The sequence below is a fragment of the Sphingopyxis sp. sgz302558 genome (genome assembly GCF_057220455.1).
On sequence record NZ_JBXPUZ010000002.1, the window covers coordinates 148,329 to 172,247 of the forward strand.

Annotated in this window: 17 protein-coding genes; 8 read left to right on the forward strand and 9 right to left on the reverse strand. The window is 63.6% G+C overall.

The window, feature by feature from the left end:
* Positions 1-38 precede the first annotated feature (38 nt).
* Both AC2TC0_RS05990 and AC2TC0_RS05995 read left to right on the forward strand, forming a co-directional pair.
* Positions 39-1,799 carry a sensor histidine kinase gene (locus AC2TC0_RS05990; protein ID WP_484716606.1) on the forward strand — a complete coding sequence of 587 codons (1,761 nt, stop codon included), beginning with the start codon at positions 39-41 and terminating at the stop codon, positions 1,797-1,799.
* Positions 1,796-3,157 (forward strand): sigma-54-dependent transcriptional regulator, encoded by a 1,362-nt coding sequence (locus AC2TC0_RS05995; RefSeq protein WP_484716607.1) that lies wholly within the window; start codon positions 1,796-1,798, stop codon positions 3,155-3,157. Before AC2TC0_RS05990 ends, AC2TC0_RS05995 begins: the two co-directional genes overlap by 4 nt.
* Positions 3,158-3,188: 31 nt before the next feature.
* Here the strand turns inward: AC2TC0_RS05995 and guaA are convergent, their stop codons facing one another.
* Together guaA and AC2TC0_RS06005 are read right to left on the reverse strand one after the other, a co-directional pair.
* A complete protein-coding gene (gene guaA / locus AC2TC0_RS06000) occupies positions 3,189-4,748 on the reverse strand; it encodes a glutamine-hydrolyzing GMP synthase (RefSeq protein WP_484716608.1) in 1,560 nt (519 codons plus the stop codon).
* Positions 4,749-4,786: 38 nt separating this feature from the next.
* Positions 4,787-5,785, reverse strand: coding sequence for an alpha/beta hydrolase fold domain-containing protein (locus tag AC2TC0_RS06005; RefSeq protein ID WP_484716609.1), 999 nt, complete (start codon positions 5,783-5,785; stop codon positions 4,787-4,789).
* Between the two features lie 59 nt (positions 5,786-5,844).
* Here AC2TC0_RS06005 and AC2TC0_RS06010 point away from each other — a divergent pair, with 59 nt between their 5' ends.
* The 6 genes from AC2TC0_RS06010 to AC2TC0_RS06035 all read left to right on the forward strand — a co-directional run bounded on the left by AC2TC0_RS06010 (position 5,845) and on the right by AC2TC0_RS06035 (position 14,295).
* The gene (locus tag AC2TC0_RS06010; RefSeq protein WP_484716610.1) at positions 5,845-6,240 is read left to right on the forward strand and encodes a helix-turn-helix transcriptional regulator; all 396 of its coding nucleotides are present in this window, start codon (positions 5,845-5,847) and stop codon (positions 6,238-6,240) included.
* A 92-nt stretch (positions 6,241-6,332) separates the two neighbouring features.
* Positions 6,333-8,285 carry a hypothetical protein gene (locus tag AC2TC0_RS06015; protein ID WP_484716611.1) on the forward strand — a complete coding sequence of 651 codons (1,953 nt, stop codon included), beginning with the start codon at positions 6,333-6,335 and terminating at the stop codon, positions 8,283-8,285.
* Between the two features lie 15 nt (positions 8,286-8,300).
* Positions 8,301-9,053 carry a hypothetical protein gene (locus AC2TC0_RS06020; protein WP_484716612.1) on the forward strand — a complete coding sequence of 251 codons (753 nt, stop codon included), beginning with the start codon at positions 8,301-8,303 and terminating at the stop codon, positions 9,051-9,053.
* Between the two features lie 243 nt (positions 9,054-9,296).
* Entirely contained in the window at positions 9,297-11,681 is a 2,385-nt protein-coding gene (locus AC2TC0_RS06025) for a TonB-dependent receptor plug domain-containing protein (protein WP_484716613.1), read from the forward strand.
* A 125-nt stretch (positions 11,682-11,806) separates the two neighbouring features.
* On the forward strand, positions 11,807-13,600 hold the full coding sequence (locus AC2TC0_RS06030; RefSeq protein ID WP_484716614.1) for a gamma-glutamyltransferase family protein: 1,794 nt from the start codon (positions 11,807-11,809) through the stop codon (positions 13,598-13,600).
* Between the two features lie 101 nt (positions 13,601-13,701).
* Positions 13,702-14,295 (forward strand): hypothetical protein, encoded by a 594-nt coding sequence (locus AC2TC0_RS06035; protein WP_484716615.1) that lies wholly within the window; start codon positions 13,702-13,704, stop codon positions 14,293-14,295.
* Between the two features lie 149 nt (positions 14,296-14,444).
* Here AC2TC0_RS06035 and AC2TC0_RS06040 read toward each other — a convergent pair whose 3' ends face one another.
* The 7 genes from AC2TC0_RS06040 to cobS all read right to left on the reverse strand — a co-directional run bounded on the left by AC2TC0_RS06040 (position 14,445) and on the right by cobS (position 23,862).
* Positions 14,445-15,875 (reverse strand): aldehyde dehydrogenase family protein, encoded by a 1,431-nt coding sequence (locus tag AC2TC0_RS06040; protein WP_484716616.1) that lies wholly within the window; start codon positions 15,873-15,875, stop codon positions 14,445-14,447.
* Between the two features lie 111 nt (positions 15,876-15,986).
* Positions 15,987-17,651, reverse strand: a complete 1,665-nt coding sequence (locus AC2TC0_RS06045; RefSeq protein ID WP_484716617.1) for an acetolactate synthase large subunit — start codon at positions 17,649-17,651, stop codon at positions 15,987-15,989.
* A 234-nt stretch (positions 17,652-17,885) separates the two neighbouring features.
* Entirely contained in the window at positions 17,886-18,764 is an 879-nt protein-coding gene (locus AC2TC0_RS06050; RefSeq protein WP_484716618.1) for an OmpA family protein, read from the reverse strand.
* Between the two features lie 331 nt (positions 18,765-19,095).
* The gene (gene cobT / locus AC2TC0_RS06055; protein WP_484716619.1) at positions 19,096-20,919 is read right to left on the reverse strand and encodes a cobaltochelatase subunit CobT; all 1,824 of its coding nucleotides are present in this window, start codon (positions 20,917-20,919) and stop codon (positions 19,096-19,098) included.
* 19 nt (positions 20,920-20,938) lie between these two features.
* A complete protein-coding gene (locus AC2TC0_RS06060; RefSeq protein WP_484716620.1) occupies positions 20,939-21,643 on the reverse strand; it encodes a GNAT family N-acetyltransferase in 705 nt (234 codons plus the stop codon).
* 45 nt (positions 21,644-21,688) lie between these two features.
* Positions 21,689-22,876 carry an alpha/beta hydrolase gene (locus AC2TC0_RS06065; protein WP_484716621.1) on the reverse strand — a complete coding sequence of 396 codons (1,188 nt, stop codon included), beginning with the start codon at positions 22,874-22,876 and terminating at the stop codon, positions 21,689-21,691.
* Positions 22,873-23,862: a cobaltochelatase subunit CobS gene (cobS, locus tag AC2TC0_RS06070; protein WP_484716622.1), complete on the reverse strand. Its 990-nt coding sequence runs from the start codon at positions 23,860-23,862 to the stop codon at positions 22,873-22,875. The genes AC2TC0_RS06065 and cobS overlap by 4 nt, the downstream gene beginning before the upstream one ends.
* Positions 23,863-23,919 lie beyond the last annotated feature (57 nt).

Genomic DNA, 23,919 nt, shown 5'->3' on the forward strand with positions numbered 1-23,919 from the left:
GGTTGAAGCATGGCGGATTTCCGCCCACACCCTTCGTGATGGCGTCGATTCACACGTTCAACCGGCTGTCGCTGGCCATGCTTGCAGCGCTATTGGTCATCGGCGGCGCGATGGTCGCGGCAGCCGCCAGCATTGCCGCCAATCGAACGCATGCCCAATTGACCGCCGAGGCGGCGCAGTCGGCGGACTTGCTCGGTGCCCTGCTGGCCAGCGAAATCGAACATTATCGGGCGCTGCCGCTGGCGCTCGCTAGTGATGGACAGGTTGTTGAAGCATTGACCTTGCCCGACGCCGCTGCCCGGGCGCGGCTCAGCGACCGGCTGGCGGGGCTGTCGCGCGAAATTGGTGCTGCGGCCGTCTATCTTATCGGGGCCGACGGCATCACCATTGCAGCGAGCAATGCGCGCGAACCCGGCAGCTTTGTCGGCGTTGATTATCGTTTCCGTTCCTATTTCAGCGCAGCGATACGCGATGGCCAGGGCTTTCAGTTTGCGCTGGGCTCGACCACGCGCCGTCCTGGCTTGTTTATCTCCGAACGCGTCGACAGCGGCGGCAAAGCCATTGGCGTGATTGTCGTCAAGGTCGAGTTCAACAAGCTGGAAGGCAACTGGAAGCGTGCCGGGTCGATTACGCTGGTCACCGATGCGCGGGGCGAGGTCCTGATAACCACCGAGCCGGCGTGGCGCTTTCGCCAGATTGCCGACGTGGTACCTGGCGTATCGGCCAATGCCACGCTCCATCGCCTGACCTTGCCGCAAAGCCCATCGGCGCAGATTTTTCGCCGTGCCACCACCCGCACTATTTTGCCGGGGTGGCAATTGCATGCCTTGCTGCCCACCGATGACCGCGTCGCTAGCGCGGTGACGGCGGCATCGGCGGTAACCGCTTTGACCTTGCTCGCGGTCAGTGGGGTCTTGTTCTGGCTAGTCCTGCGCCAGCGGCGGATTGCGGTCCGCGCACTCGAGGCAGAAAAAAGCCGTGCCGAGCTCGAGGATCGGGTCGCCGCGCGCACCGCCGAACTCAGCGCGACCAACGCGCGGTTGGTCGAGGAAATGGTCGAACGCCACCGGATCGAGGAGGCTTCGCGGCTGGTGCATGAGGAGTTGGAACAGGCCAATCGCCTCGCCATCCTTGGCCAGATTGCGGCTGGCGTCACGCACGAAATCAACCAGCCGGTGGCGGCGATCCGCACCTTTGCCGACAATGCCGATGTGTTGCTGGGGCAAGGCCAGACGGCCCCGGCGCGAACGGCGATCGCGCGCATCGCCAAGCTGACGGAACGCATCGGGGCCATTACCGGAGAACTGCGCGCCTTTTCCGCCAAGCGAGCAGGCGGCGCCCGCTTGCTCAGCATCGATGCCGCGCTCGATGGAGCCCTGCAATTGGTGGGCTCTAATCTGCGCCAGGCCAAAATTACGCTACACCGTCCGCCGCGTGATTCCGAAACCAAAATCTGGGCAGACAAGATCCGCGTTGAACAGATACTCGTCAATCTGCTGCGTAACGCCGTTGATGCGCTGGCCGAAACAGCCGATCCAACGATCACAATTCAAACCGGCAGCAAAGCAGGCTTCACGGAAATCCGCATAACCGACAACGGCCCCGGGATCGCGCCCGACATTGCCGCGCTGCTCTTCACGCCGTTCCGCACGACCAAAGCACAAGGCTTGGGGCTGGGGTTGGTCATTTCGCGCGACATTGCGGCCAGCATGGGCGGCGAGCTCAATTTGTTGCCGGCCGCTTCAGCGGGCGAATGTGGAGCGACCTTTCAGCTCCGCCTGCCGGCGGCCGCGCCATGACGGCCCCGCCTGCCGTCCTGCTGGTCGATGACGACGACGATCTGCGCGAAGCGTTGGCGGCGGCGCTGGCGCTTGCGGACCTGCCGACCGTCAATGTAGCGGACGGCGCGCAAGCGCTGGCGGTGCTGGACCGTCACCCGATCAAAGTCGTCGTCAGCGATGTCCGCATGCCCGGGCTGGATGGTCGCCAATTGCTGCAACGCATTTTGGAACGTGATGCCGAAATGCCCGTCATCCTGATGACGGGTCATGGCGACATTGATCAGGCCGTGGCCGCGCTAAAGCAGGGCGCATATGATTTCCTTGCCAAACCCTTTGCGACCGAACGGCTGATCGAAGCTGTTGAGCGGGCCATCGGCAAACGCCAGCTGGTGCTGGAAAACCGGAGCTTGCGGGCTGTTGTGGCGCGACAGTCGGAACAGCAGCAATTGCCGCTCATGGGCAACTCGCCAGCGGTCCAGCAACTGGTGCACGCCGTCGCGCAAATCGGCGGAACGGGTATCGACGTGCTGATCGAAGGCGAATGGGGCACGGGGAAGCAGGCTGTCGCCCAGCTGCTGGCGCGCGCCGGAGGCGAGCGGCGCCCGCCGCCGATAACTTTTGCGTGCGAGGCATTGCCGGAACATTTGCTGGACGCCGCATTATTTGGCCATTCGGCTACCTCGGTGCCGCGCCGGGGCCGCGAACGCGAAGGAGCGGTGTCCGCGGCCCGTGGGGGAACGCTGCTGCTGTCCGGGGTTGAGTGTCTGTCGCTGGCGGTTCAGGCGCGCTTGCTCCACGGCCTGACGCCGCGCGAAATCGATGCGGCTGGCGGCGCGGCCCGCGCTGCCGCCGCGCAAGCCGGCGCGGAGTTGTCCGTCCGGGTCATCTCTACGACCACGGCCAATCTGCCCGATCGCATCGCGGCAGGCACTTTTCGGGCCGACCTGTTTTTCCGGCTGGCACCGGTTCGGCTGGTTGTGCCGCCGCTGCGCGAACGGCGCGGCGATATCCCGATGGTGTTCATGCGCATGTTGTCAGCCGCCGCCGAACAATATCGGCGGCCGGTCCCCGACCTTTCGGATGCAATGTTGGCGCGACTGACCGATCATGATTGGCCAGGCAATTTGCGCGAGCTGCAAAATTTTGCCGATCAGACCATTTTGAATCTGGCGTCCGCTGACGCCAAATTGGCGGGGGGCGCGATGTCTTCGCTACCGGAGCGGGTTGCCGCGTTTGAAGCAGAAGCCATCCGCTCCGCGCTTCGCGCCGAAGCCGGGCGCATTTCCGCCGCCTGCGTCCGGCTTGGTGTGCCGCGCAAGACTTTCTACGACAAACTCACCAAATATGCGATCAAACCGGCCGACTTTCGGCCCTAGGCAGTTCGCAAATTGCCGGGGTGATGGCGCCTCATTCCCACTCGATTGTGCCCGGCGGCTTTGACGTATAGTCATAAACCACGCGGTTGATGCCCTTCACCTCGTTGATGATGCGCGTCGCGACGCGGCTGAGGAACGCAGCTTCAAAGGGGTAAATGTCTGCGGTCATGCCGTCGGTCGAGGTCACGGCACGCAGCGCGCAGACGCAGTCATAGGTGCGCCCGTCGCCCATCACGCCGACGGTGCGCACGGGCAATAGCACCGCGAACGCCTGCCAGATGGCGTCATACAACCCAGCGCTCCGGATTTCTTCGAGATACACCGCGTCGGCCTTGCGCAATATGTCGCAGCGCTCCTGCGTTACTTCGCCCGGAATGCGGATGGCCAGGCCGGGGCCGGGGAAGGGGTGGCGGCCCACGAACGCGTCGTTCAAGCCGAGCTCGCGGCCCAGCGCGCGCACCTCGTCCTTAAACAGTTCGCGCAAGGGTTCGACCAGCCGCATGTTCATGCGTTCGGGCAGCCCGCCGACATTGTGATGGCTCTTGATGGTAACACTCGGCCCGCCGGTGAAGGACACGCTTTCAATGACATCGGGATAGAGCGTGCCCTGTGCCAAGAAATCGGCCCCGCCCAGCTTGCCCGCCTCTTCCTCGAACACATTGATGAATTCCGCGCCGATGAATTTGCGCTTGGCCTCGGGGTCGGTGACGCCCGCCAGCCCGGCCATGAACCGCGCCTCGGCGTCGACCACCACCAGCGGGATGTTGTAATGGTCGCGAAACAGGCGTTCGACCTGTTCGCGCTCGCCCAGCCGTAGCAGGCCGTGATCGACAAAGACACATGTGAGCTGCTCGCCCACCGCTTCGTGGATCAAAATCGCTGCAACCGAACTGTCGACCCCGCCCGACAGGCCGCAAATCACCCGGCCTGAACCAACCTGCGCGCGGATTTCGGCGATCTTCGTCGCGCGAAACTCGGCCATGGTCCAATCGCCCGCCAGCCCGCAAATCTTGTGCACGAAATTGCTGATCAGCTTGGCGCCGTCGGGGGTATGTACCACCTCGGGGTGGAACATGGTGGTGTAATAGCGTCGGGCCTCGTTTACGCAGATGGCAAAGGGCGCGTTCGGGCTGGTGCCAATAACCTCAAACCCTTCGGGCGCGACCGTTACCCGGTCGCCATGGCTCATCCACACCGGATATTTGTTACCAACGCTCCAGAACCCGTCGAACAGCGGGCTGGCCTTGTGAATTTCGACATCGGCGCGGCCAAACTCGGCGGCATGACCGCCCTCGACCATACCGCCGAGCTGCGTGCACAGCACCTGCTGGCCGTAACAAATGGCGAGGATGGGCAGCCCGCTGTCGAGGATGACTTGCGGGATGCGCGGGCTGCCTTCGGCGGTGACCGATGCGGGGCCGCCTGACAGGATGATCCCCTTGGGCTGCATCCGCCGAAACGCAGCCTCGGCGGAATTGAATGGAGCGATCTCGCTATAGACGCCCGCCTCGCGCACGCGGCGCGCGATCAGCTGGGTGACCTGGCTGCCAAAATCGACGATCAGGATGGTTTCGGATGGCTGGATGGACATGGCTGGCCGTTAAGGGCGGCTCCAGCGAAAGTCCAGCGTCACTCCACGTCGCGCAGCGGCACCAGTTGGCGACTGACAAAGGTCGCCAGTTCAGCCACCGACCGGCGCGCATCGGCGCTGTCGTGCCGCTCCAGCACGTGCATCCGTCCGGGCCACAGGCGCAGATCGACGCGCGTCCCGGCCGCCGCCGCGCGTCGCGCCAACAATTCGGCATCGGCAAACAGCGGGTCACCGCGATTGGCGTGGATGGCAATGGGCGGCAGCCCGCGCATGACCCCATGTGCCGGGTTTATCGCAGGGTCACATGGATCGGCCCCGGCCAGATAAAGACGCGCGCATTGCCGGGACGCGGCGTCAAGCTGCGCCGAGGCGGGGTTGCAATCGACCCATGGCGATAGCAGCGCCAGTCCGCCCGGTGCCTCTCCTCGCGCCGTCATACGCTGCGCCGCCGCCAACGCGATGCAAGCGCCCGCCGATTCGGCGACCACTATGACCCGGTTCGCGGCGATGCCCTGTGCTGCCAGCACGGCAAAGGCCGCCACAACGTCCTCAATCGCAGCAGGCGCGGGATGTTCGGGGGCCAGCCGATAGTCGCACACCAGTGCATCCACTTCCGCCGCGCGTGCGATGCGCGCAATCATCGCGGTGAATTGCGGGCTGCGCTCCACCACAAATGATCCGCCGGGAACATAAAGCAGCAACGCATCATCGCGCCAGCCGGGCCCCGCGATACGCGACAACGCGGGCCCCGACGGCCAGGCGCGCTCCACGCGCAGCCCCAGCACCGCCGCCTCCATCAACATCGCATGCTTCGCCTCGACGGATCGGAAAGCTTCGCGCATACGGGCATAGCGGGCGGCCCGATCCACCGGATCAGCGATCGCTGTGGCCCGCCGCAACGCAAAACCGATATAGGGCGACCACAGCGCCCGGTCGAACCGCCAGCGCGCATCGGCCAACCAATGTGCGGCCAGCGGCTCAGCGCGGGGCATCGCCGCTATCTGGACCCCCGGCAGGTTCAACGCGGTCGCGGTCACCGATGGCTTTCCTCAAACCCTGTTTTGCCATAGGCTGGCATCTCAGCTGGGGGTTGGCAATGCGCTTCAAGGGAACCGACCGCAACGCCGTCGAAAAACACGTCGCCGCCTCGGCAGTGGTGACCGACTATGCGCGTCTTTATCCCTCAGCGTTACGGCGGACCGTGGACATCGTTACCGGGATGGCCGCCGACTATGCTGCCGAAGGGATCACGCTGATTTTTGATGTGCCAGATGCACCATCGGCGCGCGCCGAACGGCTGCAGGCCCAATTTGGCCTGACCGCGACCGAAGCGCAGCTGGCGCTGCACATCGCCGACGGTGGCGATCTTGGCGGCTATGCGGCGGCACGCGGCGTGTCGCGCAACACCGCGCGCAACCAGTTGCAGACGGTGTTTGAAAAGGCCGGAGTGCGGCGCCAGGCCGAACTGGTCAAATTGCTCACCGATTTCTGAGATAATTTTTGCGCATAGTATGTTCGTATCATGCGGGGCTTTCCCGCACCAATTAGGCCTGCCCGTCGAGACCATGTTCAATGGAGGGCAGCGTGATGCTTCGTTTTGCGGCGACCGTTTCGACCATAGCTCTGCTGGTTATCGGGGCGGATCCGGCCCATGCGCAAATGGATGGGACCACTGTACTGGGTCGGCTGAACAGGGCCGGTGCTGCAATAGAAGAGGCGCTGGCGGCGGCAGAAGCCGCGCGGCTGGCCGGACAGTGCGAAAGGCGCGATGATCGGCTGAAACGCGCCGTCAAGATTATCGAAGAATTGGAGAAGTTGCAGGCGCAGGGAAATGGCCTCGGCGGCGATCCTGAACGAACCCGTGAGACGCGTGCGCGGGCCCAGGCAATTTTGAATGCACCTTGCCCGCCGCCTGCGGTACCGCCGGCGGCCGCTACGCCCGTGGCTGCGCCAGAACCGGGACAGACGCGCACATTAGAGGATCTGCAGATCGAATATGCCGCAACCTTGTGCGGCCCCGAACAAGAAGCCGCAAAGCAGCGGTTGCTGGTGGCGCTGCAGCGCATCATCGACGCCGAGCGCAATCCGGCACGGCGCGACCGTTTACTGGCGCGGCGCGATGCGATTGCTGCCAGGCCGGTGCGACCGTGCGACGGCGCAGGAAAACCCGTGCCCGATCAGGCCGCCCCCGCCGCAGCGGCCCCGCAGTCCGACGGGCCACCATCCAGCATCATGGACGACATGGGCGAAACCGCGCCGAGCCGGACATCGCTGGATGTGCTGCGCGAAAGGCTGGACAAAAATGTCGACGAATGCGGCAATCGCTCGGAATTTTTTCGGCTCAAGCGCGAACTGGTCGATGAAATCGAGCGGCGGATCTCGGTCGAGACCGACCCGTCAAAGCTTGCTGACCTGCGCGAGCTTTATCGTCGTTATTCGGCCAAGCTGCCATCGGAATGTCCCAAGCCGCAGCCCGAACCGCCGAAGGCTGGCCCCGTGGGACAGTTGCCTGCCGACGGGTCTCCGCTCGCAGCTGTCGCAGTCTTGCAGCAAGACCGCCGGGCGCGTCTCGCCAAAAGGGCCGCCATATTGGTGCAGGTCTATTATCTTGCCGCGTTGATTCCGCAGATGGGAATTGGCGTGCGCCGCGATGGGGCGCCCGGCACAGCGCCCGAACGATTTGCCGGACAAACGCGGCACCGCGTCAACGGTCTTGGCATCAGCGCAGGTTTTCAAACCAAGCTTACACCCGAATTCGATCTGACCCTGGGGGGCAGTTATGCAAAGGGTGATGCGGAAACGGCGATCAATTCGCCCGCGACCAGCGCCGGGCAGCCGGTCGATACCGGAATCGTTTACGGGCGCCTTTCAAACGGATCATCGGGCATCATCGCGGGCTTTGGCGGCACGGGGGCTGCAACGGTTGACCTCAAAGAATGGGGCGCCGAAGCGCAGCTTGGCTGGACCATCCCCAGCTCGCCCGGTGCAGATTTTTCCGCGCGGCTCATCGCAGGCGTCGATTACACGCACAGTGTCCGCGACTATGACATGGCAATTGCATCCAGTGGCGCGTCGTCCGGATTTACCTTCAACTTCGCCCAGATGCGCATGCAGCGGCTGGAAGAGGACTATTTTGGCCTGGCGCTCGGCGGCGAGATTGGTTTCGAAATTTGCCCCGATGCCGACTTCAAGCTTCAGGTAAGCGGCGGCCCTTATCGCGTCGATACCCGGTTCGTTGGCACCGAGCGCAACAGCGCGAATTTTGGCCCAGTGGGCAATCGCGATCTCACCCTGACCTTCCGCGAGCAAGACGATCGCTGGGGCGGACGGTTCAAGGGCGTCGCAGCCATCGACTATCATCTGAGCGATACGCTGAGCATAAGCGGCCGTCTGCGCTACGAATATCGTTCCGATGTCGGGGCGATCGAAAACCCAAATTCGGGCGATCAAGTGTTCTTCGACGGCCGGACCACCCGACTGACCACGCAGGATTGGCAGGCCTGGGATGCCGCTGTCGGTCTCAATCTGCGCTTCTGAAAAAGGGACTAGCCGATGCAAAAACTGGGCTTCATCATCGCAATGGCCACGCTCGCTGCCACCGCTGCAACATCCCCGGCGTCCGCGCAGGGGCAAACACGGACCCTTGAGGACCTGGTCGGCGAATATCGCGATCAATGCGGCAGAAATGGTTCAAAGGAACGTCTGTTGTTGGCGTTTGATCGCGCCATTGCCGCCACCAAAAGCAAGAAACGGAAAATGCTGCTGATGCGGCGACGGGACTTGGTTGCCAATCCACCAGCGCCAGTTTGCCCGGATGATCCGGCGCTCACCGCCACTGCCCCGACAGCTGCCCCAGGGGCAACGGCATCGGATGGCACGCCGGCGGTCGAAGACGTGTGCCTGCGGCCTGCACCCAATCCCCGAGCGGGTGAATGCGAAAAGTTCAAATTGCTGCTGGGCCGCTGGTCCGGCGGGCGCTCAGGCAGCGTGATCGAAACGGTCCTGACGCCCGATGGAACCATCGTCGGAACCATCGTCCAGGTGGGACAACGGGGCCGCGACAATGGCTATGAACCTGGCATGGTTGTGCTGCGCGGTTTCAGCCCGAAATTGTCGGGGGGCACCTGGATCGTCAACGCCAGCGGCGGGCAGTCGCTGAATTTGAACGTCTATGATGGCGAGGTGCGGTCGACTTGGACACCGGGCGGCATTTTGGTCATTACCAAGGCCGACCCGAATATTTTGGGTTTCCCGTCCGGTGTGCAACTGCGGCTGGCGGGCGGAGAAAATTGGACCCGGATGTAGGGTGCCGCGGGGCCAGTGTGACCGTGCGGCGATCCTGAATAAATGCAGCGACGAAATCGGCACCGCCCAATAGCAGCGGCTCGTTGCCATGTTTTTGCGACATTTTGCCCCTAGCCCAAGGGAACCTCCCGCCTTGCCAAGGGTTTGGCCATGGACAGGGCGGGGCTTGGCGCAGCACAAGAGCGCCCGTCAAGAACAAAGGGCTCAACTCTCCCCATGGCTTTTCCGAACCGATTTCGCCGCATGATGCGGCTGCTGCTGTCTGCCACCGCGTTGGGATGCGCGCTGCCGGCCCATGCCGACATCGCCGCGCCCGCCGAGGCGCCGCCTGCCACGCAGCAGGAAACCGCGCCGACTGCCGAAGAAGAGCTCGACGATGACGACATTGTCGTCACCGCAGAACGCCTCTCGGGCCAGCTCGACACCGACGTGCCGGCCGAGATTGAACTCGATGAAGCCGCCATTGCCAGTTATGGCGCCACGTCGGTTGCCGATTTGCTCGCCGCGCTGTCACCCCAGACACGCTCGGGGCGTGGTCGCGGCGGCGGACAGCCGATCGTGTTGGTCAATGGCCGCCGCGTCTCGGGCTTTGGCGAAATTCGCAACATTCCGCCCGACGCCATCGCCAAGGTCGAGGTTTTCCCCGAAGAGGTCGCGCAGCAATTTGGCTATTCGGCCGACGAGCGCGTCGTCAATTTCGTGCTCAAGCCCAATTTTCGCCAGCTCGCCATCGACCCCGAATATGGCCTCTATACCCAGGGCGGGCGCCAGCGGTTCGAGCTCGACAACAATTTCCTGACCATCGGCGAAAAGGGGCGGCTGAATGTCAACGCCACCTATGAAACCGAAAGCCTGCTGACCGAGGCGGAGCGCGACCTCACCCCGGTCAGCGGCAACGCCGCCGACACCGTCGCGCGCAGCCTGCTGCCCGCCTATGACCGCTATATCGGCGACGTCAGCTATGCCTATTCGCTCGACAAGCTGACCCAGCTAACGCTCACCGGCCGCTTTGAGCAGACCGATAATCTCAGCCTGCTTGGCCCAGGCGCGGGGGGCGTCGCCGATCCGCTCGAGCGCGACAGCCGCAACCGCACGCTGTCTGGCGGGGCGAGCGCCAACGGCCGGATTGGCAAATGGCGCTGGACATTGTCGGGCAATTACAGCGACGCGGACCAGCGCATCTTTACCGACCGGCTCGCCGGATCCCCCGACCGCTTTGATAGCAGTCAGCAGGCCTTTAATGGCAATGCCACCATGTCGGGCACGCTTACCGAGGGATGGGCCGGGCCGATCCAGACGACCTTCAGCGGCGATTACAACGGGCTGCGCTTTGACAGCCGCTCGGACCGCAGCGGCGTGGTGACCACGACCGATCTGGCGCGCGATGTGTTCGGCGCCAACAGCTTCATTTCGCTACCGCTGCTCGACCCCGAATATGGCATTGCCAACGTTGGCCGCCTGTCGCTCAACGCCAGCTTTGGCCTGCGCGATGTGTCCGATTTCGGCGGGCTGCAAAGCTGGGGCGCCGGGCTCAACTGGTCGGTGGCTCGCAACCTGTCGTTTAACCTTGGCTATAACAGCGACGAGGCCGCGCCGGGGATCCAGCAGCTGGGTGCGGCCCCGCTGGTCACGCCGCAGGTCGCCTATTTCGATTTTGCCCGCGGTGAAACCGTGTTCATCGAAACCGTGTCGGGCGGCAACCCGCTGCTCAACGCCGAACAGCGCCGCGACCTGCGCTTTGGCATGAACTGGCAGGTGATCGACGATCTGGGCCTGTCGGTGCAGGTCAACCGCAACCGCAGCAACGACACCACCAACGCCTTCCCGATCCTGACACCAGAGATAGAGGCCGCCTTTCCCGACCGCGTCACGCGCGATGCGTCGGGCCAGCTGGTGCGGCTCGACCTGCGCCCGGTTAACTATGACCGCACCGAAACCACGCAGCTGCGCTGGGGCATCAATTTCGGGCGCAGCTTTGGCCAGCCGCAGCGCGGCCCCGGCGCGCAGGGTGGCCCGCCGGGTGGCGGCCCGCGCGGCGCGGGCGGTCCCCCGCCGGGTGCAGGGCAACGCCCCGCTGGCGGCCCTCCCCCGGGAGCGGGGCGCGGCGGCGGTGGCGGCGGTTTTGGCCGGATGATGGGCGGTCCCGGTGGGGGGCGCTGGCAATTGTCGCTCTATCACACCGTCAAATTCGACGACACCATCCTGATCCGCCCCGGCGTACCCGAACTGGATTTGCTGGATGGTTCGGCGGTGGGTGAAGGCGGCGGCGCGGCGCGCCACGCGCTCGAACTCGACGGCGGTATCTTCAACAATGGACTGGGAATGCGCTTTTCGGGCCGCTTCGACAGCGGCAGCCGCGTCGATGGCGGACTGACGGGCAGCGATCTCGAATTTGGCGACCTCGCCACTTTCAACCTGCGCGCCTTTGCCGATTTCGGCAGCCGCCCCGGCATCATGAAGGTCGCTCCCTGGCTCAAGGGCTTTCGGCTCGCGCTCACGGTCGACAATATCTTTGATGCGCAGCGGCGGATTACCGACAACAGCGGCACGGTGCCGCTGCGCTATCAGCCGGGCTATATTGACCCGCAGGGCCGTTACGTGGAAATCAGTCTGCGCAAGGCGTTTTGATTTTCTCCCCCATCGTGACCCAACCCCCTCGTCATGCTGAACTTGTTTCAGCATAACGAAACGATGTCGCTTGTTATGCTGAAACAAGTTCAGCATGACGCGGGTTGGGTTTTGGGAGTTTGAACATGCGCGCAATTGCACTTTTCACCGCACTATCCCTCCTCACCACCCCACTCGCTGGGCAAACCGCGCCCAAAGACCAGGGCGACCGCTATTCGGGCGCGCCGCACGCCAGCCGCTCCTCGGTGCTGGGGCAAAATGGTATGGTCGCGACCAGCCACCCGCTCGCGACGCAAATCGCGCTCGACGTGCTGAAAGACGGCGGCAGCGCGGTTGACGCGGCCATTGCCGGCAACGCCGCGCTGGGGCTGCTCGAACCCACCGGCAACGGCATCGGCGGCGATTTGTTCGCGATCATCTGGGATCCCAAGAGCGGCAAGCTCCACGGCCTCAACGCCTCGGGCCGCTCGCCGCGCGGGATGACGGCCGACCAGTTCCGCAAGTGGGTTTCCACCAAGCCGCTGTCGCGCCGCGACACGGCGGGCACCATCCCCGATTGGGGCGCAGCGTCGGTCACAGTCCCCGGCGCGGTCGACGGCTGGTTCGAATTGCACGCGAAATTCGGCACGCTGCCGATGGCGCGCATCCTGGCGCCCACCATTGCCTATGCCGAAAATGGTGCGCCGGTGCCCGAACTGATCGCCCGCTACTGGGCCACCAACACGGCGGGGTTCGAAGGGCTGTTCAAGGAAGGCGCGATCGAAGAAATCGACAATATGCGCCGCGTTTTCCTGCCCGGTGGCAAGGCTCCGGCGGAGGGCGAGATTTTCAAAAACCCCGATCTTGCGCGTACGCTGGCGACCATCGCCAAGGATGGCCGCGACGCCTTTTACAAAGGCACGCTGGCGCAGGCGATGGACGGCTATTTCCAGCGGATTGGCGCGCCGCACCGCCTCGCCGATTTTGCCGCGCACAAAAGCGAATGGGTCGACCCCGTCTCGACTAACTATCGCGGCGTTGATGTGTGGGAATTGCCGCCCAATGGACAGGGCGTCGCCGCGCTCCAGATGCTCAACATCCTCGAAGGATTTGACCTGAAAGCCATGGGGCGCGGTTCGCCCGATTTCTGGCATGTGTTCGTCGAGGCGAAAAAAGCCGCCTATGCCGACCGCGCGCGCTTCTATGCCGACCCCGCCTTCGCCAAAATCCCGCTCGCCGAGCTCTTGAGCAAAGACCGCGCCGCGCGCCAGCGCGCGATGATCGATATGGCCAAGGCGGCGCAGACCGACATGCCGGGCCTGCCCATCGACAGCGCGGCCAAGGATACCATCTATATGACCGTCGCCGACAAAAACGGCATGATGGTCAGCCTGATCCAGTCCAACTATCGCGGCATGGGTTCGGGCCTGATCCCCGATGACGGCAAGGGCGCAACCTTGGGCTTTATGTTCCAGGATCGCGGCGCGCAGTTCACGCTCGAACGCGGCCACGCCAACGAATGGGCTCCCGGCAAGCGCCCCTTCCACACCATCATCCCCGCTTTCCTGACCAAGGATGGCAAACCGCTGATGTCCTTCGGCCTGATGGGCGGCGGCATGCAGCCGCAGGGCCACGCCCAGATCGTCGTCAACATGGTGGATTTCGGCATGACGGTGCAGGCGGCCGGCGACGCCGCGCGCTTCCACCACGACGGCTCGACCGATCCCGAAGGTGGCAAGCCGATGACCGACGGCGGCGTGCTGGAACTCGAAAGCGGCGTGCCCACGGCAATCGCCGAGGAGCTCAAACGGCGCGGCCACATCGTGAAATACAGCGTCGGCCCCTATGGCGGCTATCAGGCCATCTGGCGCGACCCCGTAACCGGCGTCTATTGGGGCGCGAGCGAGTTCCGCAAGGACGGGCAAGCGGCGGGGTATTGAGACCAATGCACCAGTCCAAGTCGCCGAGCGACACTTGCTTTCGGTAACTTGGCGGCAAAAATCGCCTGCAGCGGAAATGATCCTATTGCAGTCATTCGTGGATGCTCTTTATTGAGCAGATGGACGTCATCCCAGAGCCACCACTTCCCTATGAACAAGTCGTCACTCAGAAACTGCTGGATTGCGGTCTGACTGATCATGGTTTCACAGTGAAATTCGAGGATTACCTGCAATCATATGAGGTGGTTATCTATCGATCGGCAAACGTTGCACCGGACATGTATCCGTGTATCCGTGCCGCGGCGGGAAACGAGGTCGTGACGTTTGACGACCAAGAGCTGAGCAGCGGCTACAACGCGTTTTTGACCGAACTATATCGTCCCAAGATGATCGAAGATGCCGAGGCCGAACTTGCCAAGCGAGGTTTGCTCAAGGGTTTTCCCCAACGCGCAGAATTTTTGACTGACGCTCTTTTTGCCGAGGCTATCGAAGTCCATTGCGGCTTGGAAAAGGGAGAGGCCATCCGACCTTTCGGCGGCGCGCTCGCGTTTCAACCATCGCCAGAAGCAGTACATGACTTCAACAAATTCCATGAGCGTTACTCTTGCTTGATTTCCGCAATTATGTTGGTGAGCGCGAGGAACGAAATGAGGATCGGCTTCATTGGAAACGGTGCTTTTGCTTCGCCCGACTGACCCGAGGCGGTTCGGGCATGCACCCAGATCTTGTCTATCTGCGTCATTGCGAGGAGCGTAGCGACGCGGCAATCCAGAGCGGCCCCAAAGCCAATCTGGGTGTCACACCGCTCTGGATTGCTTCGCTTCGCTCGCAATGACGGGGAGTACTAAACCCGCCTAATCAGCAAATTCCGGATTTCGCTCATATCCTCCATCGCGAACCGCACGCCCTCGCGCCCCAGCCCGCTGTCCTTGACCCCGCCATAGGGCATATTGTCGACGCGGAAGCTCGACACATCGTTCACGCACACGCCGCCGACGTCGAGGTGATCCCATGCCTCCAGCACCTTGTGCAAATCGCGCGTGAACAGCCCGGCCTGCAGCCCGAATTTGCTGTCATTGACTTCGGCCAGCGCGGCGTCCCAGTCGGTGAAGCTGGACAATATGGCGAGCGGCCCGAACGCTTCCTCGCGGTACGCATCGGCGCTGCGATCGACATTTTCCAGCAGCGTCGCCTCGAGCATATTGCCGTCGCACCCGCCGCCACACAGCAGCCGCGCACCACCCGCCACCGCGTTGTCGATCCAGCCTTTCAGCCGCGCAGCTTCCTTCGCGGAAATCATCGGGCCGATAAAGGTCTTGCGGTCCTTGGGGTCGCCCGCGATCAGCGTCTTGGCGCGCGCGACCAGCATGTCGCGGAACTGGTCATAGATGCTCGCGTGGATGATGATCCGCTGCACGCCGATGCAGCTCTGCCCCGACTGATAGAAGGCGCCGAAAATGATGCGCTCCAGCGCATGATCGAGGTCGGCGTCCTGATCGACCACCACGGCCGCATTGCCGCCGAGTTCGAGCACGACCTTTTTCTTGCCCGCCTTGGCTTTCAAATCCCAGCCGACACCCGGCGACCCGGTGAAGGACAGCAGCTTCAGCCGGTCATCGGTCGTGAACAGGTCGGCTCCGTCGCGGCTCGCCGGCAAAATGCTGAACGCGCCCTCGGGCAAATCGGTCTCGGCCAGCACCTCGCCCATGATGATCGCGCCCAGCGGGGTCAGCGACGCGGGCTTCATCACAAAGGAACAGCCCACCGCAATTGCCGGCGCGATCTTGTGCGCCGCCAGGTTCAGCGGAAAATTGAACGGCGAAATGAAACTGCACGGCCCGATCGGCACGCGCTTCCACATCCCCAAATAGCCCTTGGCGCGCGGCGAAATGTCCAGCGGCTGAACCTCGCCATAGTTGCGCGTTGCCTCCTCGGCGGCGATGCGAAATGTGTCGATTAGCCGCGTGACTTCGCCCTCGGCATCGGCAATCGGCTTCCCCGCCTCAACGCACAGCGCATAGGCGAGCTCGTCGAACCGCTCGCGGAAGCGCATGACGCAATGATCGAGCACCGCTTGCCGCTCATAGGACGCCATTCGGGCCATCGGTTCCGCTGCACGCACCGCGCCGGCAATCGCCGCATCGATCACATCGGGCGTGGCGAGCGCCGTGCGAAACGCGACCTCGCCGGTGAACTTGTCGGTCACGGCCAGATCGGTGTTCGGCTGCGCTGCCTTGTTGTTGAGGTAAAGGGGGTAAGTGAGGTTAAGTTTCATCGAGCATATTCTCCGTTCCCCGGCGAAAGCCGGGGCCCAGGGCTGGGTTGAACGACCGTGGCGCCTGGGGACCCTGGGCCCCGGCTTTCGCCGGGGAACAGGAAATGAATGTCACATCTCCTTCGATATCCGCTTGATATCGATGTTCAAAATCTGGTCATTCTCGCTGTAATCGACCGGGCAGTCGATCAAATGCACCCCCGGCGTATCGCGGCAATGGGCGAGCAGCTCCTGCAAATGCGCACTGCTTTCCACCCGATGCCCGTGTGCACCATAGCTTTCGGCATATTTGACGAAATCGGGGTTGTTATAGGTCAGGCCGAAATCGACAAAGCCCATGTTGGCTTGCTTCCAGCGGATCATGCCATAGGCGCTGTCGTTCAAAATCACCACGGTCAGGTTCAGCCCCAGCCGCACCGCGGTCTCCATTTCCTGGCTGTTCATCATGAACCCGCCGTCGCCGCACACCGCCATCACCTTGCGGTCGGGATAGAGCATTGCCGACATCATCGCCGATGGCAGCCCCGCGCCCATCGTCGCCAGTGCATTGTCGAGCAGCACGGTATTGGGGCGATAGGCGGTGTAGCCGCGCGCAAACCAGATTTTGTAAACGCCATTATCCAGGCAGATGATGCCATCGTCGGGCATCGCGTCGCGGATCGATTGCACCAGATGCGGCGGGAATATCGGGAAGCGCGCATCGGCGGCGAGCGGCGCGGTATGATCCACCTCGCCCTGGCGAAAGCGCAGCAGGTCGGCGCATTTCCACGTACCGCTGGGGACGATGTCTTCCTTCATCTGCCAGATGGCATTGGCGATGTCGCCGATCACCTCGACATGCGGGAAGTAAACCGGATCGACTTCGGCGGTCTTGGTCGACACATGGATCACCGTCGGCCCGCCTTCGCGCATGAAGAAGGGCGGCTTTTCAATCACATCATGGCCGATGTTGACAATGCAGTCCGACGCCTCAACCGCGCGGTGGACAAAATCGCCCGCCGACAGCGCGGCACAGCCCAGAAACTTCGGGTGGCGCTCGTCGATCACGCCCTTGCCCAGCTGCGTCGTCAGGAACGGGATGCCGGTCTTTTCGATGAACTGGAGCAGCATACGGCTGGTCATCGTCCGGTTCGCGCCCGCGCCGATCACCAGCACCGGCGATTTGGCGCCCTCCAGCAATTTCACCGCCTCGCGGATGGATTTGGCGTCCGCGTTCGGACGGCGCGAATGGCTGCGGTGCAGCGGTACGCTGTCGGTATATTCGTCGGCAATATCCTCGGGCAGCTCGATATGCACCGCGCCCGGTTTTTCCTCTTCGGCGATGCGGAACGCTTCACGCACGCGGCTCGGGATATTGTCGGCGCTGTGCATCTGGTGGGTGAATTTGGTGATGGGCGTCATCATCGCGCAGACGTCCAAAATCTGGAACCGGCCCTGCTTCGACTTTTTGATTGGCTTTTGCCCGGTGATCATCATCATCGGCATGCCGCCCAACTGCGCATAGGCGGCAGCGGTGACGAAGTTGGTCGCGCCGGGGCCCAGCGTGGCGATACACACGCCGGTCTTGCCCGTATGGCGGCCATAGGTCGCGGCCATAAAGCCTGCGCCCTGCTCGTGCCGGGTCAGAATCAGCCTGATTTTCTTGGATCGCGACAGGCTGTCCAGAAAGTCGAGATTTTCTTCGCCTGGAACGCCGAAAATATATTCGCAGCCTTCTTCTTCCAGGCATTGGACGAACAGGTCGGATGCTTTGGTCTTGCCGCTCTTGTCGGACATATCTGCATGGCCCCCATCGCTTCGCGCGCCCGGTGCGGGCGGCGCGCATAACCCTCGCTGGCGACCGTCAGCATTCATGCCGGGCCGGTCCCGTCACCAAAAAGGCGCGAGTCCCTGTGCCTGACGGGCGGGAATGTAACGAGGGCTTGGGGGCTTGTCACCCGCCGCAATTGCCGCTGCTTGCTGCGGCCATCGGGCGGAACGGCATCTCGGCCGTCCCGCCCGAACCAGCGCTTACTGGTCGCGCATCGCCACTTGCGGCGCGTCGACGTCAACCGCCTTGCTGACCAGCACGTTCACCGACACGCGGCGGTTCTGGGCGCGGCCTTCGGCCGTCGTATTGTCGGCGGCCGGGTCCGATTCGGCCATGCCGGCGGGCGTCAGCACGCGATAGGGAGCCCAGCGGCACGCCTGCTGCAGATAGTTGATGACGCTGCTGGCGCGCTTTTCGCTCAGCGTCTGGTTATATTCCTCATTCCCGACATCGTCGGTGTAGCCGAGTACCAGCATCAGCGAATTGTCGGTCGCACTGGCTTCGGTCGCGGTGGCGCACAGCTCGGACTTCGCCTGCGGCGTCAGCTGCCATTTGCCGGTGTCGAAATAGACGTTGGTGGTGCGCTTGATGTTGTATTTGTCGATGTCGCTGACGCGGCTGCGCAGCGCCTCGGTGGCGGCCTCGTTGCGCGCAAACCGCTGGTCGGTGCCATTGTGGATCATCGTTGCGGTCTTGAAATCGCTGTTGCGGAACGTGATCTGGCTGGCGATCAGGCCGCTCTCGGCCGACTGCAGCGTCTTCACGGTGACGGGCAGGCCATTGAGCAGCGCTTCGCTGCCGCGCTGGCTCTTGCCGCTGAACAGGCCGCCGCCAGCGCGAATACGCGTCGCGTCGGTAATGGTCACGACTGTGCTCGATCCGTCGGCGGCAACAATTTTCAGCCGGTCATCGTCGCGCGCGGAAATAATGCCCTTGATTTCGGGGCCCTTGGCCATGCCAACCCCGGTGACGACGATGTTGGCATCGCCATTGCTCGACTGCGCCGTCACCGCGACGGGCGCGGTCGCGGCCAGCAAAATGGCCAGTGTGGCGACCCCTGTTCTCGTTGAAACGCGCATGCTTATTCTCCTCCATTCGGTCCCGATCTGGGACAAATAATGGTATCAACCTCTGCGCTGCGCTAACGGTTGCAGCGGAATGCTGCCGCGACAGGCCATAAGAGCCATTTGCACGGCGAACCGAGCAACCCGACGCTATCAGGCGTTAAGATTCGGTTTTCGGCGGTTGGGTGGGGGAATTTGGGGGTGGGCGGTTATCGCCGGTTCAACCGGTGGCAGCACAGTCGGAAAATTTCAATCTGTGCCCCGACGAAAGTCGGGGTCCAGCGAGCGTCCATTGAGCCCGGCGTTCGCCGGGGCACGGCAAAATTTGGCAACTGGCGTCGACGCTCTAATCAACGTCGAACAGTCCCGCCAATTGCTCCACCATCGTCCCGCCCAATTGCTCGGCATCCATGATCGTCACGGCGCGGCTGTAATAGCGCGTCACATCGTGGCCGATACCGATGGCACACAGCTCGACCGGTGATCGTTTCTCGATCCAGTCGATCACCTGGCGCAGATGCTGGTCGAGGTAAGCGCCATGATTGACCGACAGCGTGCTGTCGTCCACCGGCGCGCCGTCCGAAATCACCATCAGGATGCGGCGATCCTCGGTTCGCGCCAGCAACCGCGCATGCGCCCACATCAACGCCTCGCCGTCGATATTTTCTTTCAGCAACCCTTCGCGCATCATCAGACCCAACGACTTGCGCGCGCGGCGATAGGGCTCGTCGGCGGGCTTGTAGATGATATGGCGCAGATCGTTCAAACGCCCCGGGTGCGCGGGGCGGCCAGCGGCCAGCCAATCCTCGCGGCTCTGCCCGCCCTTCCACGTGCGCGTCGTAAAGCCCAAAATCTCGGTCTTCACGCCGCAGCGCTCCAGCGTGCGCGCCATGATATCGGCCGAAATCGCCGCGATGCTGATCGGCCGCCCGCGCATCGACCCGCTGTTGTCGATCAGCAAGGTGACGACGGTATCGCGGAAATCGGTGTCGCGCTCGATCTTGTACGACAGCGACTGGCCGGGCGCGACAATGATGCGCGCCAGCCGCGCGGCGTCGAGCAAGCCTTCTTCCTGGTCGAAATCCCACGCGCGGTTCTGCTGCGCCATCAGCCGGCGTTGCAGCCGGTTCGCCAGCTTCGTCACGGCGCTTTGCAGATGCGCCATCTGCTGGTCGAGAAAGCCGCGTAATCGGGCGAGCTCGTCGGCGTCGCACAGCTCGGTCGCCAGCACCACCTCGTCATGTTTGTCGGTGAAGCGCTTGTAGTTAAAGTCGGGAATGTCGGCGGGCAGGCGGTTGGGGCGCACCGGCATCATGCCGTCATCGCCATCCTCCGCCATGTCGCTTTCGCCTTCGCTCTCCATTTCGTCCAGGCTGGGGTCGCTGTCGCCATCGTCGGCCTCGTCGCCCGTCATTTCGGCGCGCGCCTCGACATCGCCATCGCCGCCGCTTTCGTCGCCTTCTTCCTGCTCCTGCGGTTCGTCCTGCGGTTGGTCTTCCTCGTCGGCGCCCTCATCCTCGTTGGCGCTCTCCAGCGGGTCATCGGCCTTGATCAGGTCAAGATGTTCCAGCGCGACCCGCGACGCCGCCGCAAAAGCCTTCTGGTCGTCGATCAGCAGGCCCAGCGCCTCGAAATCCGCGCCCGCTCCGTCGCGAATCCAGTCGGACAGAAAGGCAAGGCCTTCGTCGGTGTTCGCCGGCGGGGCGTCGCCCGTCAGCACCTGGCGCAGCATCAGTTCGATGGCGGTCGACACCGGCACATCTTCGCGGCTGCGCGCCCGCGCAATCGGGTCGCTGCGCATGCGCATGGCCAGGCTGGCGGACAGATTGGCGCGCATCCCCGCCATCGACCGTGCGCCCAGTGCTTCCACCCGCGCACGCTCCATCGCGTCGAACGCGGCGGCGGCGACGGGCTCAGATGGCCGCGCCGCGCCATGCACGGCGGCATTGTGGTGCTTCAGCTTCAGCGCCGACCCGTCAGCAAAGCCGCGCGCCTCGGCCACCTGCTCGGCGGGCAATGCGCGCGACGGGGTGGGTACCTTGATCGCCTTGCCGACGACGGTGGGCGCATCGGCGGTAAAGCCGACCTCGACCTCGGCATCGCGCGTCACCGCGCGCGCGACGCCGGACAATGCGGCTTTGAAATCATCGAGAGGCGAAGGGGCGGACATATCGCAGCCCTAACGCGGCTCAGGCGGCGAGGGAAGGGGCGGCTTGTCCAATGCTGGCGGTCGCGGCTGTGGGTGCGGGCACTGGCCAATCGATGATTTGCCCCGGCAAGGCCAGACGCCATGGGGCGGGCCCCGCCGCGATCCAATACCAGCGCCCTACACGGAGCGCGACAAACCGACCCAGCTCCGCCATGCCAAGCCGCCGGTGCGCGGCGAGCGAAGTCAGATTATAGTCGGCAATGCTGCTCGCGCTCCACTCCAGTCCGCGCGTGTTCATCCATGCGCCGACGCCCGCCCACAGCGCCGCAAAGGCGCGGCCCAGCCGGTGATCGGGGTGCACCCACATGCCGGTATCCCAGCCGCAGCCCGCAGGGGGGTGGAAACGCAGCGGCAATTCGCCCTCTGTGCACGGCCCGGCGCTGACCCAAATGACGCCCGCAAGCTGATCGGTGGCGGTAAAGGCGCCAAGGCAACGCATGCCCTGTGCAAAGCGCGCAGCTTGCTGCGCAACGCCAATATCGATCGGCCGCTGCGCCAGCGCCTTTGCATCCAGCTCGATGACGGAAAAGCCGCGCGGCATGGCCGGCAGCGCATGGCGCGGCACCGCCACCACATGCGCGCGCTGCCACGCTACCAGCCGCAGCCGCACCGCCAGCCGTGCCACCGCATAGGAAGCGACGCCGACGAGGCCGAGCAACTTGATGGTGGTTAGCGCGGATGGCATCGCGACATCCTAGCGCTGGTCGCTAAACACTTCGTTGCCTTGCGCTTATTGGGGCAGCGCACATGCCTTGGCGTGATCGGAATTGGGCCCATTGGGGTCATCGACCAGCCGGAACACATGCGCCTGGCCCGGCACCCGCAGTCGTTCGGGGCGTGAGCGGGCGCCCTTAACGACGGCAATGAAATCGCGGCACGCCGCTGCGCTGCGCAGATAATTGCTGTGCCCCGATGCGCCGCGCGTCACATCGGTGGTGTCGATCACCAGCAGCCCCGCGCTGCCCGGCCGATCCAGCGTGCCGCCGGTGCCCGGGTAGCAGCGCGGCTCTTCACCCGGCAGACGCAGCGCCTGCGGGTCATCGGGGTTAAAGCAATAGGGCGACCCCAGCCGCGGATAGCCATGCACCTGCCGTGACAGCGCCAGCGCGCGGTCGTGCGATGATACATAGATATGGATCCGCCGCTCCCGCAAAATCTTCGCCTCGGTCAGCAACTTGTTCGCGACCTCGCGCTCGAAATCTTCGCGGTCGATGTCGGGCGACGCCAGGATGATGTTGCTGATGTTGCGCGCATCGCGCTCGCTGGTGCTGTCATCGACATATTCGATCGCGGGCAGCACCAACCGCGCCCCCAGCGAATGCGACACGATGATGATTTCGCGCGCCCATGGTTGTTCGGCCAGATCTTTCAGGAAAGTGCGGAAATTGCGCTGGTCCCAATACATGTTGGTTTCGTCGGTCGCATAGCCGACCGTGGTGCCCTGCGATGGCCAGGTCCAGGCGATGACGGGCCCGTCGAACGCCGTCATGCGCGCGATTTGCGCCGTGTCACGGGCGATGCTGGGAAAACGCTCGCGATAGCCATGGACATAAACCAGCACGCGGCCCTCGGCGCGCGCGCTGGCGGCCGCAAGCTCCTGCCACCACTGCGCTCCGGCCATGAACGCCAGCGGCACCGGCTTGCCCGCATCAAACTTCCGCTGCTCGGCAAAGCGGCCCATCCGTACCGCGTCGCCGCGATGGTGCAGCAACTTGATGTCCGCCGCGCGACAATCGGGCAGGCGACTGGTCGCAAAGAACAGTGGTAAGGCGTTGGCGTCGGGCGCTTGGTCCAGCCCCGTCGGCATGCAGCGCGGATCGGCGACATAGCGGCCGTGCGGCACCGGCCCATATTGTACGGCGCAGGCCGAAAGCGTCAGCGCCGCCAGTGCCATCGCGGCGGCGCGCGCGCGCATCATTTCGATACGACGCTCTCGGGCAAATCCTCGCCGAACACGCGCTGATAATATTCGGCGACCAGCATGCGTTCGGCCTCGTCGCACTTGTTCAGGAACGACAGGCGAAAGGCAAAACCGATGCTACCGAAAATCGCCGTATTCTGGGCCCAGCTGATCACAGTGCGCGGCGACATGACGGTTGAAATATCGCCATTGATGAACCCCTGGCGCGTCAGATCGGCAACTTTCACCATATTGGCAACCACTTCGGCACTCGCGCCGGTCGCTTTGTTCATGATAATCTCGGCCTCCACTGCAGCGGGCAGGTAATTCAGCGTAACGACAATGTTCCAACGGTCCATCTGGCCTTGGTTGATTTGCTGCGTGCCATGATACAGCCCACTGGTATCGCCCAACCCCACGGTGTTGGCGGTGGCAAACAGGCGGAACCATGGGTTGGGCCGGATCACGCGGTTCTGGTCGAGCAGCGTCAGCTTGCCTTCGGCCTCCAGCACGCGCTGGATGACGAACATTACGTCGGGGCGGCCGGCGTCATATTCGTCGAATACCAAGGCGGTCGGCGTTTGCAGCGCCCAGGGCAGCAATCCTTCCCGAAATTCGGTAACTTGCTGGCCATCTTTCAGAACGATTGCGTCGCGGCCAACCAGGTCAATACGGCTGATATGCGCGTCCAGATTGACGCGAATGCACGGCCAATTCAGCCGTGCCGCCACTTGTTCGATGTGCGTCGATTTGCCGGTGCCGTGATAGCCCTGCACCATGACCCGGCGATTGTGCTTGAACCCGGCGAGGATGGCGAGCGTGGTGTCGCCGTCGAACACATAGGCATCATCGCGGTCGGGCACGCGCGCGTCGGCCTCGCTGAACGCCGGGACCATCATGTCGACATCCACCCCGAACAGCTCGCGCGCGCTCACCTCGATATCGGGAGCGGGAAGCAGGGTGGAGCCGCCGGGCACGGCCTGCGCGTTGGGAATGTCGGTCATGGCAGATCTTTATGTTGCTTCAAGACGCTTGCGCAAAGCAGCCCGCGAGAGTCGCGT

Bases quoted from the DNA above. Each gene is read 5' to 3' on its own strand.
- AC2TC0_RS06065 (WP_484716621.1), bottom strand. From the start codon at position 22,876: ATGATGCGCGCGCGCGCCGCCGCGATGGCACTGGCGGCGCTGACGCTT.
- AC2TC0_RS06045 (WP_484716617.1), bottom strand. From the start codon at position 17,651: ATGTCCGACAAGAGCGGCAAGACCAAAGCATCCGACCTGTTCGTCCAA.
- guaA (WP_484716608.1), bottom strand. From the start codon at position 4,748: ATGTCCATCCAGCCATCCGAAACCATCCTGATCGTCGATTTTGGCAGC.
- AC2TC0_RS06040 (WP_484716616.1), bottom strand. From the start codon at position 15,875: ATGAAACTTAACCTCACTTACCCCCTTTACCTCAACAACAAGGCAGCG.
- AC2TC0_RS06020 (WP_484716612.1), top strand. From the start codon at position 8,301: ATGCAAAAACTGGGCTTCATCATCGCAATGGCCACGCTCGCTGCCACC.
- AC2TC0_RS06010 (WP_484716610.1), top strand. From the start codon at position 5,845: ATGCGCTTCAAGGGAACCGACCGCAACGCCGTCGAAAAACACGTCGCC.
- AC2TC0_RS06050 (WP_484716618.1), bottom strand. From the start codon at position 18,764: ATGCGCGTTTCAACGAGAACAGGGGTCGCCACACTGGCCATTTTGCTG.
- AC2TC0_RS06035 (WP_484716615.1), top strand. From the start codon at position 13,702: ATGCTCTTTATTGAGCAGATGGACGTCATCCCAGAGCCACCACTTCCC.
- AC2TC0_RS05995 (WP_484716607.1), top strand. From the start codon at position 1,796: ATGACGGCCCCGCCTGCCGTCCTGCTGGTCGATGACGACGACGATCTG.
- AC2TC0_RS06060 (WP_484716620.1), bottom strand. From the start codon at position 21,643: ATGCCATCCGCGCTAACCACCATCAAGTTGCTCGGCCTCGTCGGCGTC.
- AC2TC0_RS05990 (WP_484716606.1), top strand. From the start codon at position 39: ATGGCGTCGATTCACACGTTCAACCGGCTGTCGCTGGCCATGCTTGCA.
- AC2TC0_RS06030 (WP_484716614.1), top strand. From the start codon at position 11,807: ATGCGCGCAATTGCACTTTTCACCGCACTATCCCTCCTCACCACCCCA.
- cobT (WP_484716619.1), bottom strand. From the start codon at position 20,919: ATGTCCGCCCCTTCGCCTCTCGATGATTTCAAAGCCGCATTGTCCGGC.
- cobS (WP_484716622.1), bottom strand. From the start codon at position 23,862: ATGACCGACATTCCCAACGCGCAGGCCGTGCCCGGCGGCTCCACCCTG.
- AC2TC0_RS06025 (WP_484716613.1), top strand. From the start codon at position 9,297: ATGATGCGGCTGCTGCTGTCTGCCACCGCGTTGGGATGCGCGCTGCCG.